This is a genomic window from Vreelandella titanicae BH1, assembly GCF_000336575.1.
Classification (GTDB): Bacteria; Pseudomonadota; Gammaproteobacteria; order Pseudomonadales; family Halomonadaceae; genus Vreelandella; species Vreelandella titanicae.
Window position 1 is genome coordinate 249,576 of sequence record NZ_AOPO01000006.1, and the last position, 15,458, is coordinate 265,033.

At 54.7% G+C, this 15,458-nt stretch carries 14 protein-coding genes; 6 read left to right on the forward strand and 8 right to left on the reverse strand.

Annotated elements, in window-relative coordinates; genetic code table 11:
* Nucleotides 1-81 precede the first annotated feature (81 nt).
* Entirely contained in the window at nt 82-1,020 is a 939-nt protein-coding gene (locus HALTITAN_RS13580) for a LysR family transcriptional regulator (protein WP_022522094.1), read from the forward strand.
* On the opposite strand, the gene HALTITAN_RS13585 is transcribed toward HALTITAN_RS13580, so the two are convergent.
* Together HALTITAN_RS13585 and HALTITAN_RS13590 are read right to left on the reverse strand one after the other, a co-directional pair.
* A complete protein-coding gene (locus HALTITAN_RS13585) occupies nt 983-2,578 on the reverse strand; it encodes an ATP-binding protein (RefSeq protein WP_039859445.1) in 1,596 nt (531 codons plus the stop codon). The two genes, HALTITAN_RS13580 and HALTITAN_RS13585, sit on opposite strands and share 38 nt — an antisense overlap.
* Nucleotides 2,579-2,598: 20 nt before the next feature.
* Nucleotides 2,599-3,357: a winged helix-turn-helix domain-containing protein gene (locus HALTITAN_RS13590; RefSeq protein WP_007113866.1), complete on the reverse strand. Its 759-nt coding sequence runs from the start codon at nt 3,355-3,357 to the stop codon at nt 2,599-2,601.
* 230 nt (nt 3,358-3,587) lie between these two features.
* Between HALTITAN_RS13590 and HALTITAN_RS25755 the strand changes: the two genes are divergently transcribed.
* On the forward strand, nt 3,588-3,728 hold the full coding sequence (locus tag HALTITAN_RS25755; protein WP_162836279.1) for a hypothetical protein: 141 nt from the start codon (nt 3,588-3,590) through the stop codon (nt 3,726-3,728).
* Nucleotides 3,729-3,890: 162 nt separating this feature from the next.
* Here HALTITAN_RS25755 and HALTITAN_RS13595 read toward each other — a convergent pair whose 3' ends face one another.
* The 3 genes from HALTITAN_RS13595 to HALTITAN_RS13605 form a co-directional block, all read right to left on the reverse strand.
* Entirely contained in the window at nt 3,891-4,070 is a 180-nt protein-coding gene (locus HALTITAN_RS13595) for a PLDc N-terminal domain-containing protein (protein WP_022522092.1), read from the reverse strand.
* Between the two features lie 72 nt (nt 4,071-4,142).
* Nucleotides 4,143-4,670, reverse strand: a complete 528-nt coding sequence (locus tag HALTITAN_RS13600; RefSeq protein WP_022522091.1) for a retropepsin-like aspartic protease family protein — start codon at nt 4,668-4,670, stop codon at nt 4,143-4,145.
* A gap of 8 nt (nt 4,671-4,678) precedes the next feature.
* Entirely contained in the window at nt 4,679-6,070 is a 1,392-nt protein-coding gene (locus HALTITAN_RS13605) for an MFS transporter (RefSeq protein WP_009287449.1), read from the reverse strand.
* A gap of 200 nt (nt 6,071-6,270) precedes the next feature.
* Between HALTITAN_RS13605 and HALTITAN_RS13610 the strand changes: the two genes are divergently transcribed.
* From HALTITAN_RS13610 to HALTITAN_RS13620, 3 genes are read left to right on the forward strand one after another with little or no spacing between them, the layout of a single operon-like run.
* Nucleotides 6,271-6,996 carry a substrate-binding periplasmic protein gene (locus HALTITAN_RS13610; RefSeq protein WP_223828111.1) on the forward strand — a complete coding sequence of 242 codons (726 nt, stop codon included), beginning with the start codon at nt 6,271-6,273 and terminating at the stop codon, nt 6,994-6,996.
* Nucleotides 6,997-7,002: 6 nt separating this feature from the next.
* Nucleotides 7,003-7,716, forward strand: a complete 714-nt coding sequence (locus HALTITAN_RS13615; RefSeq protein WP_236614958.1) for a substrate-binding periplasmic protein — start codon at nt 7,003-7,005, stop codon at nt 7,714-7,716.
* Nucleotides 7,713-9,005 carry a GGDEF domain-containing protein gene (locus tag HALTITAN_RS13620; RefSeq protein ID WP_009287452.1) on the forward strand — a complete coding sequence of 431 codons (1,293 nt, stop codon included), beginning with the start codon at nt 7,713-7,715 and terminating at the stop codon, nt 9,003-9,005. Before HALTITAN_RS13615 ends, HALTITAN_RS13620 begins: the two co-directional genes overlap by 4 nt.
* Before the next feature lie 278 nt (nt 9,006-9,283).
* Here the strand turns inward: HALTITAN_RS13620 and HALTITAN_RS13625 are convergent, their stop codons facing one another.
* Nucleotides 9,284-10,909 (reverse strand): BCCT family transporter, encoded by a 1,626-nt coding sequence (locus HALTITAN_RS13625; protein ID WP_009287453.1) that lies wholly within the window; start codon nt 10,907-10,909, stop codon nt 9,284-9,286.
* Nucleotides 10,910-11,095: 186 nt separating this feature from the next.
* On the opposite strand from HALTITAN_RS13625, the gene HALTITAN_RS13630 reads away from it, so the two are divergent.
* Entirely contained in the window at nt 11,096-11,479 is a 384-nt protein-coding gene (locus HALTITAN_RS13630) for a hypothetical protein (protein ID WP_039859446.1), read from the forward strand.
* A 47-nt stretch (nt 11,480-11,526) separates the two neighbouring features.
* On the opposite strand, the gene HALTITAN_RS13635 is transcribed toward HALTITAN_RS13630, so the two are convergent.
* Together HALTITAN_RS13635 and glnE are read right to left on the reverse strand one after the other, a co-directional pair.
* Complete coding sequence (locus HALTITAN_RS13635) at nt 11,527-12,420, reverse strand: AEC family transporter (protein WP_009287454.1); 894 nt, start codon at nt 12,418-12,420, stop codon at nt 11,527-11,529.
* A 56-nt stretch (nt 12,421-12,476) separates the two neighbouring features.
* The gene (gene glnE, locus HALTITAN_RS13640; protein WP_009287455.1) at nt 12,477-15,449 is read right to left on the reverse strand and encodes a bifunctional [glutamate--ammonia ligase]-adenylyl-L-tyrosine phosphorylase/[glutamate--ammonia-ligase] adenylyltransferase; all 2,973 of its coding nucleotides are present in this window, start codon (nt 15,447-15,449) and stop codon (nt 12,477-12,479) included.
* Nucleotides 15,450-15,458 lie beyond the last annotated feature (9 nt).

A 15,458-nucleotide genomic window follows, 5' to 3' on the forward strand; every position in this document is an offset into this window, starting at 1 on the left:
TCTGGGCACCACGCATTGGTGAATCAAACTAAAGTTTCTAATAGTAAAGATGAAGAACACTCACGATGATTGAGCCACTACATGATTGAGTTACGACACCTACGCACGCTGCTGGCTCTGCGCGAAACCGGCTCCCTGGTCGATGCTGCCGATCGCGTGCATTTGACCCAATCGGCGCTTTCGCACCAGCTTAAAGATCTTGAGAGCCGCGTGGACAGCGCGCTTTTTGTGCGTAAAACCCGCCCGGTGGAATTCACCCGCGCGGGGCTGCGGCTGCTCGCCCTAGCCGACCAGGTACTGCCTGAAGTACGTAAGGCGGAGCGTGATTTGGCGCGCTTGGCAGGCACTGAGCAGGGGCGTTTGCATATGGCCATTGAGTGCCACAGCTGCTTTCAGTGGCTAATGCCCACAGTGGACTATTTTCGCGATCACTGGCCGGAAGTGGAAATCGACATTCCCAGCGGTCACCACTTCGACCCGCTTCCAGCGCTTGCCCGCGAGCAGCTGGATCTGGTGATCACCGCTGACCCCCAGCCCCTTGAGGGCATTCACTACGCCCCGCTGTTTCGCTATGAAGGGCTACTGGCCGTCGCCCGCCAGCACCCTTTTGCTGGCCGGGGGTTTATAGAGCCCCAGGCACTGGCTGAGGAAACGTTGATTACCTACCCCGTTGAGCAGTCGCGATTGGATATTTTCACCCAGTTTTTGCAACCGGCGAACGTGCGTCCTCAGGAGATTCGTACCGCCGAATTGACGATTATGATGATGCAGCTGGTGGCCAGCGGGCGTGGCGTGTGTGCACTACCCAACTGGGCACTCACCGAGTATTTAGAGCGCGATTACGTTAGCGCGGTGAAGCTAGGCGAGCATGGGGTATGGAGCACGCTGTATGCGGCGATTCGCGAAGAGACCCGCGAAGCGCCATGGATGCAGGATTTTTTACGCACGGCGCGGGAGACCTCCTTTGCAGTGCTATCCGGGGTCAAGCCTGCGGATCGCGACGCGGAACCAGCAGCGTAAAGCGCGCGCCGCCCAAAGTGGGACTGGTATCGATGGTCACGCTACCACCGTGCCCGGCCATGATTTTCTGCACAATCGAAAGCCCTAACCCGTAGCCACCAGAGCTGCGAGCACGGCTGTCGTCCAGACGGGCAAACGGCTTGAAAATATCCGCCCGCGCTTCCGGCGGAATGCCGGGGCCGTCGTCTTCAACGTCAATACGCACCAGATTGGGTTCATCCCAGAGGTGAATCATCACCTGGGACTTAGCATGGCGGCAGGCGTTGCCGACTAAATTCTGCACCGCACGCTGAAGATAGCGCGGCTCCGCCAGCAGCTCGATTTCAGGACCAGGCGCAAGCGCCAACGCTAAGCCCCTATGCAGCGGCGACAGCGTATCAATCACCCGTTCCGCCATGGCCCGACACTCTACCAGCGCCGTTTCAAGCTCAGCGCCGTTAACCGTTTCTCCACCCAGTCGTGCATAGGTGAGAATTTCATCAACTAACTCATCGAGCTCGGCAATGTCCGCATCGATCCCCTGAAGCTGGCGGCGAATGGCGGGTTGATCGGTCATATCCTCGACCATCTGCACGGCAAAGCGAATACGCGCGACCGGGGTGCGCAGCTCGTGGGAAACCGCCCGAATCATCTCCTGTTGACCGCGCAGCAGGCTCTGCACCTGATTGGCCATGCCATTAAAAGCCATCCCCAAGCGGCCTAAAAAGTCGCCGCTCTCTACCTTTACCCGGGTTTCCAGGCGGCCACTGGCAATCCGCGTGGCAGCCAACTCCAGCCGCGCCATGCGGGCTTCGATACTGCGCATAATCAAATAAATAATCAGGCTGAGAACGATCATCAGCCCCATCAAAAGGGGTAAGTGCAAATTCAGCGGTAAGGTGTCGCCGCGGGAAATAGGCCCCGCTTGCAGCCATTGTGACTCGCCTGGCAACTGATAGAGCAGCGTAATTGAAAGCTTATCAGAAACGAGTTGGGTGATGACGTTGCCCCTGGCCAGCTGAGCCTGCTGCGCCGCCGTTAGTCCCGCAGGCAACGAAGGCAAAAGCTGCAACGGCCAACTCCCTGGACGCAATTGGGCAATGCGGCCATCACGCTCTGCCGCGGGCGCTGCCGCGAGCCACCCACCAAGCAACTCAATGCTGCCATGCCACTGGTGCTCACTCCAGTCATCGAGTCGTGCTTGCAGCAGCCAGGTGTCGCCGGGCAAACGCTGTTGCAGTAGCCAGGGGCTTTCAGCGACCAGTATTTTGCCCTGCTCCAGGCGTGACCGTTCGAAAAATCCCAAATCCGCATCGCTGATAGGCTGCAGGGTCAGCTGTAAATCGAGCTGTTCCGCAAAACGCTCAAGCAGAGCATTTCGCTGTTCAACCGGTGCGTCGGCGAGCTGTTGCGTCATCAACGACATAGGCAGCGCGGCGAGCTGCTCTCGATAGTCTTCACGGCGCACCTGTTCGATAAAGGAGCGCCCCGCTAAGGCGATCACAAAAACCACTAATAGCGCGATGCCCAACAGCAAATAGAAGCGTAAAAACGAGCCGTTACTGAGCACCCGCCGCATGATGCCATCCCTCTGAATGATCAACTGTCTTTGACGAAAAGATAACCTTTGCTGCGCACGGTTTTGATCCGGTGAGGCTGATTCGGATCATCGCCAATTTTGGGTCGAATGCGCGATACGCGTACATCAATCGAGCGGTCTTGGCCGTCGTACTTAATGCCCCGTAAGTCGCTGAATATCTCTTCGCGGGTGAGTACTCGGCCAGCGTTACGGCCCAGTAACCAAAGTAGGTCAAACTCAGCGCTGGTTAAGTCAATTCGCTCGCCTGAAAGCCAGGCTTCACGAGTGGCGTTATCGATCTCCAGGTTTTCAAAACGCAGCCGCATTTCGCCGTCTGGTGCCGGCCCGTCGGCACGGCGCAGCAGCGCGCGCATACGCGCCAATAGCACCCTCGGTTGAACCGGCTTCGGCACGTAGTCGTCGGCGCCCATTTCGAGCCCCAAGACCTGATCAAGATCATCGGTGCGAGCGGTCAGCATCATGATCGGGCCGGCAAAATTGGGTCTAACACGACGACAAATCGCCAGGCCGTCCTCCCCCGGCAGCATTAAGTCTAAAATCACCAGATCGGGCTGTAGGGTTAAAATACGGTCGACCCCTTTCGCACCGTCAGCTTCCAGCGTTACTTGGAAGCCGTTCGCTTCCAAGTAATCACGGGTCAGCTCGGCTAAACGCTGGTCATCCTCAATGATCAGGACATGATCTTGATCAGGATAGTCAGGCATTACAGACTCTTGCGACTCAAGCGCCTGAAATTGCTGTTCCAAATGATCTACCATCCTCTTTATGCACTCCGCTTAGGCTGTTTATTTTTTCACCCGCTCACCCAATACCAACGCAGGCGCCCTATGATTGGCACTCAGGATAACTCAAAACTATCAAAACACCCGCTTCTGTCGTTACAATCATGCGCATTGATCGGTAGACAAGGCCCGATACTTGATTCTCGCACCTGCGGAAGCTACTGTTAAGGCGCGAACTGTCGACAATTTGACAGGAGGAACCTGCCATGGGAAGTAGCAAAACGAAAAGTGTCATTAAGCGTGTTTACGTTCCAGCCCAAGTGCGCGACCTGCCCAATGGGGAGAAGTTAAAAATCCCAGGGCATTACAAGGCGCCGCCAGGGGAAGAAAACGACACCATTGAGTAATGTTTGGTTAAGTATATCTATTGCTAAAGCATACTTAAAAAGGCAGACCACCAGTGGCCTGCCTTTTTTTACTTAGCTACTTTTTTACAACTACTTTTTTCGACTACACATTTTGACGCAATTGCACGAGGCGGGCTTTTCAACAGCTTTGCTTTTCAGCGGCTACCCTTTGGGCCCAAACAGAAACCATGCAATTAAGCCGACTAACGGGAAAAACAGCAGCACCAGGATCCATATCAGCTTAGCAAGACCACCCGCGCCGCTTTTGGCTACTTTCACAATGGCCCAGATCACAATGATGAGCCAAATTAGCCCTAATAAACCACCTACTTCAATGCCCATAGCAACTCCTTAGCATGTTGGCACTCGTATTAATTTAGACAATCATATCAGTGGCACATTCACAAGCCGAACTCACTGCTCGGGAAGGCTCAACACCATCTCACCCGACTGTATTTCAATCGACAATAAATTTAAAAAGCTCATGCCGAGTAGAACGGTGTCACGCTCCATGCCGGGGCTGATAGACCCCTGCACATTCTGCACTTTTAGACCGCCCAGAGAAACCTCATCGAGTTCGGTTAAAGTACCTTCAACTCGACCATTGGCGGTATTGAACCAAGCGCGGCGTCCCGGTTTTAGGCCTAACTCGCTAGCCAAATCGACCGGTATGGCGACATAGGTGGCGCCAGTATCGAGCAAAAAGGTCACCGGCGTGCCGTTGATGCGTCCCGGCGCTTCAAAGTGCCCTGCCCGGTTACGTTTTAAGGTAACCGGCTCACCTGCAGGTAGCGTATGCACAATATTCGCGTTCGGGCGCATCATCTCTTCGAGACCACCGTGAATCCACCAAGTGCCCACCGCCATTAACAGCACCCAAAACAGCAGCATCATAACGATACCACCGCGTTGCGCTGTTTGACCTGCCAGGTGCGTTGCCATGCTCCACCTCACTGAGGTAAGGATGCCTCGTTAGCGTTATTAGTGTTGCTATAGCTGTTGGCTTCCCAGGCGAGCGCCGCCTCCCGACCACGGCGCTCGTTGACCCTGGCGCAAATCAGCATCGCGATAACGAACAGGGCAACACATAATAGAATAGACGCTTGCAAACCAACCAGCGTCTGCAACACCCCCAGCATGACGATCCCCAACACCCCTGCCAACTTATTCGCCAGCCCCCAGAAGCCGAAGAACTCGGCTGATTTCTCCAAGGGTGAAAATAGCCCCACCAGTGCCCTGCTGGCAGATTGGCTGGAACCCAGGCTAAGCCCCGCCAGGCAGCCGACTATCAAAAATACGTACTGTGCCTGCCACTGCAGGTCAAACTGCCCGTTTACCCACTGCGTCATCTCCGGCGTTGCCCAGATAGCAATAATCGCCAGCACCCATAGCGCCAGGGTCATTTGGTACGTTCGCTTGGCACCTAGCTGATCCTGTATCCAGCCAAACCCCAGAGCCCCCGCTGCAGCGGTCACTTGGACAATAATAAACATGATATTGCGTACGCTTTCATCCCAACCGATCACTTGAGCACCATAAATAAAGGCGAACGCGATGATGATGTAGACGCCAGCCATCGAGAACAGCAGTGAAATCAAAAACACCGTCAGATCTTTAAAATAGCGCAGCTCGTGAAGGGTGGTGGTGACGCGGTTCAGGGCAATATGCCGATAAGAGACGCCACGGGGCTGAGGGGTGCCACGCTCTTTTAGCCATAAAAACGTAGGAATAGCGGTAATCAGAAAAAAGCCGGCCGCAAAGGGCCCCACCCAGCGTATGCGCTCAAAGTTTTCCGCGCTGGCCTCGCCTAGCACCACCAGGGTAAAACCTGCCGCAAACAGTCCACCGATGTAGCCGAGCGCCCAGCCAAAGCCAGAAATTTTGCCCAGCGACTGCGGCGGCCCAAGTTCAGGTAAAAATGCAGCAATAAACGACTCCCCCATGGAGTACGCGTAGTTAGACAGCACGATCAATAACAAACCGATAACGACATAGCCCGGCTCAACGAAGTAGAGCATGCCCGTAGTGACCACGGTGGCGAGATAACTAATCAGCAGAAAGCGTTTTTTCTCCGCCCGGTAATCCATCACCGCTCCGCACAACGGCGCGGTAATCACCACCATTAGATAACTAATCGCCAGGGCCAGGCTCCACAAAAAGTTGGCCAACCGGAAATTATCGCCCCGATCCCCCACAATGAGTGTGGTGAAAAGCTCGCCAAATACCACGGTAATAATCAAAAGCGTGTAGGCCTGGTTGGCAAAATCAAACATCGCCCAGCCGAAAATTTCTCGACGCGATGCGTAGCCATCCGTCGCCTTAGCAGTGTTAGCAGGCAGCATTAGTTTTCTCTCACAGGGGAAGCCGTAAGGCTAGCAGATAGAACCGCCAAGGCGCCACGGCTTGCGTTGGCAGATTAGAGATGACAGCCGACCAGCGTTGCTCTAAGTTTGATTGATTGATCAGTAATACGGATAGAACTGCGATGGGATTAGCCCAGCCATCTCTACGGCCAGTGTACCGACAACCCTTAACCAGGTTGATGGCCACGCTATGCCTCTGGCTGGCAATCGTCGCAAGCGGACAGGCTGATGAGCCCGACACCTTGGCGGCATTAACCTTTATTACTGAAGAGTACCCGCCCTATAACTATATCGATAATCAGCAATTAACCGGGATATCGATTGATTTGTTGGAGGCTATTTTTGCAGCGACAGAAACACCATTAAGCCGTAATGACGTCCGTCACTACCCTTGGATTCGCGGCTATGAGCTGGCGCGCAGCCAACCTAATACGGTGCTATTTTCCACTACGCGTACGCCCTCAAGAGAGGTCAATTTCCACTGGGTGGGGCCGATTGCTCAAGACCGGGTCGTACTGCTAGCCCACCGCGACGCACCGATTGTGGTTGATTCTTTGGCTCAAGCGATTGATCGCGGCCTGACCGTAGCGGTCATTCGGGAAGATATCGGTGCCCAGGCACTGTTGGAAGCTGGCTATCCTGAGCACTTACTCGTATCCGCTATTGATAACCGAAGCGCACTCAATATGCTAACCCGCGGGCGAGTTGACCTATGGGCTTACAGTCAGAATGTGGCTGGCTGGATAGCGGAGTCAGAAGGTTATCCTAAAGATATTTTAACCCCCACACACACCCTCAGCGAATCTTCGCTATACTTTGCCATCAACAAAGCCACGGATCCACGTCTGGTAGCGCTGATGCAGCAGGCCTTAAACAGGGTGCAAGCGGGACGAGTCGAGAGGTAGTTGACGATGGCTAACGACCTAACTCGCCGATGGCGATACCGCATGGGCGTTGCCCTGATCACCGTTATCGGTAGCTGCAGTCTGCCACTTCATGCGATGCCGCTGACGATCAATACCGAAGAGTATCCACCGTTCAATTATTCGGACGACCAAGGGCAAATAATCGGTAGTGCGACGCGACTGCTACGTGATGCGCTTCGCCAAGCTGACATAGAGGCTAATTTTCGGCTGCTGCCTTGGGCACGCGCTTACACCGAAGCACGCTTAAGGGAGAACCATTGCGTCTACTCCACCACCCGCACCCTTGAGCGTGAAGCGCTGTTTCACTGGGTGGGGCCACTGGTCGACAATGAATGGGCAGCGTTCAGTTTAGCCGAGCGTGGGCTCAATGTTGATTCACTTTCCGGGCTGAACGCTTGGCGAGTGGGCAGTTTTAGGGAAGATGCCATAGGCGATTACGTCGCTGATAGCGGCATTAATGTGCTACTTGCTCCTTCGGAGCGAGAAAATATCGCACGTTTAAAGGCGGGGCTACTAGATGTGATTGTGACAGGCAAAGCAACCGGTGAATTTATGGCACATGAACAGGACATCGCGCTAGCGCATTTATTTACTTTTTATCGCGCACCGCTTTATCTCGCCTGCCACCTCAACGTTTCGAAAGCACTGCTGGAGCGACTGCAAGCCCAGCTGGATGCCCTGCAGGGGGAGAGCCAGTGATAAGTCCCCGCCCTCGCTTTCCTATGTTGACCACTGGCGTCGCGCCTAAAAAAGGCAGCCTGACCACTAAGCAAGCGCTACTCACCCTGCTCATTGCTATGCTGATTAGTGGTGTAGCAGGAAGTATTGAACTTCTCAGCCACGCTACCAATATGCGCCAGGAAACCGAGCAACGCATTACTCAACAGTTGGCGGTCGTTAACGGCGCCGCAGCAGAGGCCGCTTTCCAGCTTAACCCCGACCTCGCCCACCAAATCGCCTATGGGCTATTTAATGCTGACGAGGTCGCATGGGTGTCGATTCGTGACGATTTTGGGCGCGCTCTGGCTGAATTTGAGAGGCCAAAACAGGCTGATTCGACTTGGCTCAGCCAATATTTATTTGGCGATATACTGCACCACCAAACCGACCTCGCCTACTACATGGGCAGCGACATGCCGGAAGCTGTCGTCGGCGAGATTGAGCTGATGCTGGCAGAAGGCTACTTAACCCAGCAGTTCCTCGCGCGTATTTACACGGTGGTCGGGGTGAGTATTTTAGAGGCGTTTATTTTAAGCCTAGTGGTGATCGCTTTTTTTCATCTATTTATTACTCGCCCATTGCTCAAGGTACACGCAGCTATTGCCCAAACCGATCCCAATCGTCCCGGCCAGTGGCCCAAGCCAATGTTGCGAGGACATCAGCATGATGAGTTAGGGCATCTGGTGGATAGTTTGGATCATTTGTTAAACGCGTTTCAGCAAGGCTTGGAGCAGCGCGACCAGCTCCATCATCTCTCTAATATGGATGGCTTGACGGGCGTGGCGAACCGACGCCACTTCGATGAGTTTTATCAACAACACTGGCGCTTGGCGCAGCAAACCCAGCAGCCGCTATCGGTGATTTTTATCGATATCGATAACTTTAAGGAGTTTAACGATCATTATGGGCACGCCATGGGCGACGACACCCTGCGCGCCGTAGCAAAAGCGCTCAATCAGTGCATTGCCCCCGCCAGGGATTTACTCGCCCGCTACGGCGGCGAAGAATTTGTCTGTGTACTGCCAGGTCAGGATCATGACGACGCTGTGGGCGTTGCCAACTGCTTGCGCGAAGCAGTGCTGTCACTGGCCATTCCTCATGCTTTTTCAAGCACCCATTCAGAGCTTACCGTTAGCATGGGTGTTGCCAGCATGTCGCCCGGCTTATCAATTAGTGCTGAAGCGCTGATTGAGCGTGCCGACCAGCACCTTTACCACGCCAAACGACTGGGTCGAAACCGGGTCGAAACACGCAAACGCCCGGCATAAAGCCGGGCGTTAAGCACACATATTGCACAGAGCTGGTACTTTAAAGCAGCCAGTGAGCGGCCACAGCAGCCAGACCAATGATCATCGCCGTTAGCACCGCTACTGTGACTACCCTATCTAGCCAGCGATCGAAAGCAACTCCTTTAGCCTGCCGTCGTGTCGCTCCATGGCGCCCTTGCCGCGCCATCAGCATTTTCGCTTCATGTGTCGCTGCTCCCCAACTACCTTGCCCCGCAATCAAAGGCTTGGTTACTTTTTATTAGTGCTGATGACTGATGCTAACTATTAATGCGCCGATTGACCACACTCGGTGCACGGCGCAAGCGCTCTTCTTCACCTAACAGCTCGGCTTCAAAGGCGTCCGCACCCACCGGCGTTTCGCCATGGCGGCGATAAAGCTGCGTTAGCATCGCCTTGCGGTCGGCGCGTAGTTCCTGAACTAATACGAACACCATCATATACAAGATAAAGGTGAACGGCAGTGCCGACAGCACCGAAGCCGATTGCAGCCCCGTTAAGCCACCTGAGGCAATTAACGTCAGGCAAATAGCGGCGATCAGCACACCCCAAATGACGCGCTTATAGAGCGGCGGATTGATCGAACCATTATCGGTCATTTGCGCCACGATATACGAGGCCGAGTCAGCGGAGGTGACCAGGAAAATAAAGATCAGCAGCATCGCAACGACCGACAGCACGCCGGTAAAGGGCATCAACTCAAACATCTCGAACAGTGCGACGGTTATATTATCCTGGGTTGCGGCAGCAAGACCGATATCGGTACCGTTCAACTCCATGTGAAGCGCCGCGCCACCGAATACGCCAATCCATAAACAGGCCAGCAGCGGCGGTACGAACAGCACCCCAAACACATACTCTTTGATGGTACGCCCCCGTGATACCCGGGCAATAAAGGTACCTACAAACGGCGACCAGGCAATCACCCAGGCCCAGTAGAAAATCGTCCAGTTGCTTGCCCACTCATTATCACCATAGGGAGAAATGCGCAGGCTCATGCCGATAAAGTTCTGCAGATAGTCACCAATCCCCACCGTGATGGTCTCTAATATCGCCACGGTTGGGCCAGTGAACAGCACATACAGCATCAACCCGATGCATAAAATCATATTAAGGTTAGAGAGGCGTTTAATGCCTTTATCCAAACCCGACCAGGTGGAAGCCATATAGGCGCAGAACATCACGAAAAGAATCACAAACTGCCAGAAACCGTTCTCCGGCAGGCCAAACACAGCGTTTAAACCGCCATTCATCTGCAGCACACCTAACCCTAACGAGGTAGCCACACCCATTACGGTGGCGACCACGGCAAATACATCCAGCCAGGAAGCGTAAGGACGAATTTTAGGATTCTTAGCCGTTATCGATGACAGTACGGACGACACCAGTCCTGCCTGCCCTTTGCGGAACTGAAAATAGGCAATGATCAAACCGACAATCGAGAAAGCTGCCCACTGGTGTATCCCCCAGTTAAAGTAGCTGTATTGAATAGCGTAGCGGGCGGCCGCTTCGGTTTCGGCGGTTCTGTCGCCATAGGGCGGCTCAATGAAGTGAAACATGGGTTCCGCCATGCCATAGAAGACCAGTCCGACACCAAAGCCTGCGGCCAGCAGCATGCTGATCCACGAAAAGAATGTATAGTTGGGTCGACTGTCCTGGGGGCCTAAGCGCACCTTGCCATACTTGCTTAGCGCCAGACCAAACAGAAAAATGACAAAACCAAAAACCGAAAATAGATAAAACCACCCGAATAGCCCGGTAACAGTAGTCAGTGCGCCCTCTGCAACGTTGGCAAATCCTTCAGGAAATGACGCCCCAACAACTACCAAGCCAAAAATAATCACCACCGATGCGATGAATACCGACTTGCCTCCATGATTAGCCATATAACCGTCCTGTTAAATGAGCTCTGTTTAGGTAAGCACTGCGTATTAAGCGCATGCTTGTACAACTAAACCTGCCTTGTACAGCTTAATGGTAACAGTTGAAAAATCTAATCGCACTGTGGCCAAGCAGTGAACTTGCTAGAGCTACTGTGTTCCAATGGGTGCGAATAACCGATGGAGGCTCTCATGCCACAGATGAATCGCGACCAACGCAACGCTGCATGGCAAGCGGCTAACCAATGGCGCACCCGTGCTGCGCAAACTCAACCCACCGGAGTGGCGGGCAGCTTGAAGCTGCTGCTCACGTGGCTGGCGTTTGGCGCGTTAATGATAGTCGGCGTGGTACTCGGCCTGTTTTTCTTGCTGATTGGCTGGGCAATGATGCCGTTTATGCGCCATAAAATGAAAAAGCGTATGGAGCAGATGCGCGCCCAGCAGGCACAGGATATAGGTGGGGGATATTCTCAAGGGCATTCTCACGGACATGCTTCCCCGCATACGTCTGCGCAAAACCGTCCTGGTCATCAGGATGTCTTGGAAGGCAGCTATGAAGTTAAAGATGATCGTTAATTAACCCGTTAGTCACTTTTTCGCGCCACCTAGTGCCGTATACTTTGTTACAGCGGCGCGTAAACCCAGGTAAATGCCGCGGCCAAGGTCAGCGGCATAACGACCAGACTGCCCAGGTTACCAATCAGCACCAGCGAAGCCACTTTTTGTGGCGCCAGCTTATACTGCTCTGCGACCAAGTAATTCAACACCGCAGGCGGCAGTGCCGCAAATACCAGCAGCACCGCCGCCTGAAGCGCATTTAGTGGCAGTAGCCACATCAACGGCAAAGCAATTACTAACCCGGAAAGCGGACACAGCACCGCCCCCAGTATCCCCGTACGCCAATCGCTAAAGTCGATCTCCAAGAGCCGCACCCCTAACGCAAACAGCATTAGCGGAATACATACCCCGCCTAGCATATGCATCGCCTCCAGTAGCCAGCCAGGCAGCGGCAGGCCACTGATATTCACCGCTAAACCCGCCAGACTCGCGAGTACAATTGGCATGCGCAGCATTCGCCAGAGCGAAGTGCGCGGGTTAAGCATGTAAAGCCCCACCGAAAAGTGCAGCAGCATTTCAACGATAAACACCACCACCGCCGCAGGAAGCGCCTCAGCACCAAATGCCAACACCAGCAGCGGCACGCCCATATTGCCCGCATTGTTGAACATCATCGGCGGAAGGAAGATCTTGCTATCCAGCTTTAGCCACTTTGCCAGCGGCCAAAGTACAAGCCCCGACCCCAGCACTACTGCTATCGCTGCCGTGGCCAGCCAGGCGTACTCAGCTAACGGCGCTTGCCGGTCAGCCAGCACGGCGAACACCAATAGCGGAACGAACAGCTCCATGTTGAGGGTATTGAGACTGCGAATATCCGGTGTACGGTAGCGCCCATAGGCTGCGCCACAGCCAGCGATTAAAAATACTGGCAATAGCGTGGCCAGAATATGTCCAATCATACGGGCCGCCCAGCCCTATTCCTTGTTATCACTGTTGCGTCCTGGTTACCGTCTGACTAGCGGTTATCGGCGGTGGAAGGTTCAAGAAAGCGCTGCCAGAGCGCGGTGACTATATCGCGATGCGCACGGAATTCCTCACCATCGCTGAGTGCTTTCTGACCGGTGAGCGCCGCTCGGTGCGTAGCGCTGCGATAAGCCAGATAAGCCTCGCGAAGACGCTCTGCCTCTTCAGCTGGTAAGTGCCCACTCTCGGTCAGGCTCTCTAGAATGCGGATATTATCGCTGTAGGTAAGTAACGCAGGCGTTTGGTGAGCAAGCGCTAACACCGCGTATTGGCAGAGAAACTCGATATCCACCATACCGCCCGCATCGTGTTTGACGTTAAAGGTATTGCTGGTGGTTTTACTGCCCAGATGGTCGCGCATTTTCTGACGCATTTTGACCACCTCTTCGCGCAGTGCAGCTTTATCTCTCTCACCACCTAGAATATCGCCCCGTAACTGACTGAATTTCTCGGCCAGCGAATCGCTACCCGCCACCACCCGGGCGCGCACCAATGCCTGGTGCTCCCAGGTCCAGGCATTCTGACGCTGATACTCGGCAAAGGCTTTAAGCGATGTCACCAATAGTCCTGAATTACCCGAAGGCCGCAGGCGCATATCCACTTCATACAGCGTGCCGGTGGGCGTTACCGCGGTGAGCAGGTGAATAATACGTTGTCCCAGACGGGTAAAAAACACTGGCGTATCAATGGGTCGTGGACCATCAGTTGTGCCCTGACCATCGCTATCGTGAAGGAAAACAAGATCTAAATCGGAGCTGTAGCCCAGCTCAATGCCGCCCAGTTTGCCGTAACCAACGATCAGAAAAGCCGCTTCCCCGGCATTCAGCCCCTCAGGAACACCGTGCTTGCGGGTAATATGCTTCCACGCCATCGCCAACACGGCATCGAGAATGACTTCGGCGATATAGGTTAAGTAATCGCTTACTTTCATTAGATGCCGAGTACCCACGATATCCGACGCCGCTACGTGCAGGGTTTGAGCGTGTTTAAAAACGCGCAATGCCTCTAGCTGGGCCTCTTCATCATCCTCTGGCAAACGATTCAGCGTTTGGCGCAGCTCATCGGCAAGGCGCGCTTTATCGGCGGGGGTATACAGCGTTTCTGGCGTCAGCAGCTCGTCGAGCAGAATGGGATAACGCGACAGCTGTTCAGCTATCCAGGGGCTCGCGGCGCACAAGCGCATCAGGTGTTCGAGCGCCTGGGGGTTTTCGCGCAGCAGCGCAAGGTAAGCTGTACGCCGCAGTACGGCCTCAATCAGCGGCTGTACCCGTTCAAGCGCGGTATCCGGTGCTTCATTGCCCGCCACCGCATCCAACAGCAGCGGCATTAACGCATCCAAGCGCTCGAAGCCAATCCGCTGCATGCTTTGCACTTGCCGAGAATGATAAAGGCTATGCAGCCGCTTCAAGGCTTTTTCTGGCTCGTTAAAACCCGCCTCGGCCAGGTACGCGCTGGCCTCCTGCACTTCTAACTCGCCGCGCCAAATAAGCCGCCACTGAGCCAAGCCAAGCTGGCTATCATCGTTGGCCTCATCGACATCCTCTTCGGGGTCGGCAATCACGGCATCAAAGTGTTGGCGCACCCGCTCGCGCACTTCGTCAAGCTGGGCTATCAACCCCGGCCAATCTTCATGCCCCATGGCGAAGGCTACCCGTTCACGATCAGCATCATCGCTGGGCAAGGTCTGTGTCTGACGGTCTTCCAGTGCTTGGAGAGCGTGTTCGACATCGCGCAGAAAGGCATAATCAGGCAGCAGCTCATCGACCACTTCCTGCGGCAACAGGCCCAGCTCGGGCAAACGATTGAGCGCCGTTTTTAGCGATGTCACCTGCAGCTCCGTATCGCGGCCGCCGCGAATCAGTTGGAACGCCTGCACGACGAACTCAACCTCACGAATGCCGCCGGAGCCAAGTTTGATATTGCTCTGCATGCCTTTGCGCTTCACTTCGCGGTTGATCATCGCTTTCAGTTCACGCAGCGACTCAATGGCGCCAAAATCCAGGTATTTGCGATACACAAAGGGGCGCAGCCCGGCCAACAGCTCATCGCCCGCGTCCAGATCCCCCGCGACCGGGCGCGCCTTGAGCATGGCGTAACGCTCCCATTCGCGGCCTTGATCCTGGTAGTAGCTAGAGAGCATGGCAAAACAGCCCACCAGCGGCCCGCCGTCGCCCAAAGGCCGCAAGCGCATATCGACACGGAAGGCGAAGCCATCGGCGGTCATGGCATCCAGGGCGGCAATCAGCTTTTGCCCCAGCTTGGTAAAGTATTCCTGGTGCTCTAACGGTTTGCGCCCACCTTGCGTCTCACCTTTTTCAGGGAAGGCAAAGATCAGATCGATATCGGAAGAGAGGTTCAGCTCCCCAGCACCTAGTTTGCCCATACCCAGAATCACCAGACGCTGGGGCGTGCCGTCTTTACGTGGGGCAGGTAAGCCCCAACGCGGCGCGTAAAAACGTTCAAGCCAGGTTAATGCCGCTTCCAAGCATATTTCGGCAAGCTCAGACACCGCCGTGGCGGTACTCCACATGCTATGGCCAGAGGCACGGTTAAGGTCACGCCAGATAATCCCCAGCATACGCTTGCGACGAAAACGGCGGATTACCCGCTGCATCGCCTCTTCGTCTTCGGCACTCTCAAGTGACTCACTCAGCCAGCTAGCCAGCTCATCTCGACCTGGGTTTACGTCCAACTCACCGGCAATATCCAACTCGGCCAACCACTGGGGGTAGCGAACCAAGGTATCCAGCGCGAAGGTCGAGATGGTCAATACTTTAGCAAGCGCCTCGCGACGCTGTTCCGAAAGCCCTTGCCAATTACTGGAAGGCAATTCCTGCTTGGTCATCTCGGCGACATTATCAGCTTGAGCAAGCGCCTCGCGTAGCCGCTTCCAGGCGGATTGGGTGGCGGTATGTAACGACGCTGGCAGCGTCGACAACGGTAAGAAATCGTCGTTCACTTGCATAACTACCTC

Coding starts and splice junctions, on each gene's coding strand:
- HALTITAN_RS13580 (WP_022522094.1), top strand. CDS start 82: ATGATTGAGTTACGACACCTACGCACGCTGCTGGCTCTGCGCGAAACC.
- HALTITAN_RS13610 (WP_223828111.1), top strand. CDS start 6,271: ATGGCCACGCTATGCCTCTGGCTGGCAATCGTCGCAAGCGGACAGGCT.
- HALTITAN_RS13635 (WP_009287454.1), bottom strand. CDS start 12,420: ATGATTGGACATATTCTGGCCACGCTATTGCCAGTATTTTTAATCGCT.
- HALTITAN_RS13605 (WP_009287449.1), bottom strand. CDS start 6,070: ATGCTGCCTGCTAACACTGCTAAGGCGACGGATGGCTACGCATCGCGT.
- HALTITAN_RS13625 (WP_009287453.1), bottom strand. CDS start 10,909: ATGGCTAATCATGGAGGCAAGTCGGTATTCATCGCATCGGTGGTGATT.
- HALTITAN_RS13585 (WP_039859445.1), bottom strand. CDS start 2,578: ATGCGGCGGGTGCTCAGTAACGGCTCGTTTTTACGCTTCTATTTGCTG.
- HALTITAN_RS13590 (WP_007113866.1), bottom strand. CDS start 3,357: ATGGTAGATCATTTGGAACAGCAATTTCAGGCGCTTGAGTCGCAAGAG.
- HALTITAN_RS13600 (WP_022522091.1), bottom strand. CDS start 4,670: ATGGCAACGCACCTGGCAGGTCAAACAGCGCAACGCGGTGGTATCGTT.
- HALTITAN_RS13595 (WP_022522092.1), bottom strand. CDS start 4,070: ATGGGCATTGAAGTAGGTGGTTTATTAGGGCTAATTTGGCTCATCATT.
- HALTITAN_RS13615 (WP_236614958.1), top strand. CDS start 7,003: ATGGCTAACGACCTAACTCGCCGATGGCGATACCGCATGGGCGTTGCC.
- glnE (WP_009287455.1), bottom strand. CDS start 15,449: ATGCAAGTGAACGACGATTTCTTACCGTTGTCGACGCTGCCAGCGTCG.
- HALTITAN_RS25755 (WP_162836279.1), top strand. CDS start 3,588: ATGGGAAGTAGCAAAACGAAAAGTGTCATTAAGCGTGTTTACGTTCCA.
- HALTITAN_RS13630 (WP_039859446.1), top strand. CDS start 11,096: ATGCCACAGATGAATCGCGACCAACGCAACGCTGCATGGCAAGCGGCT.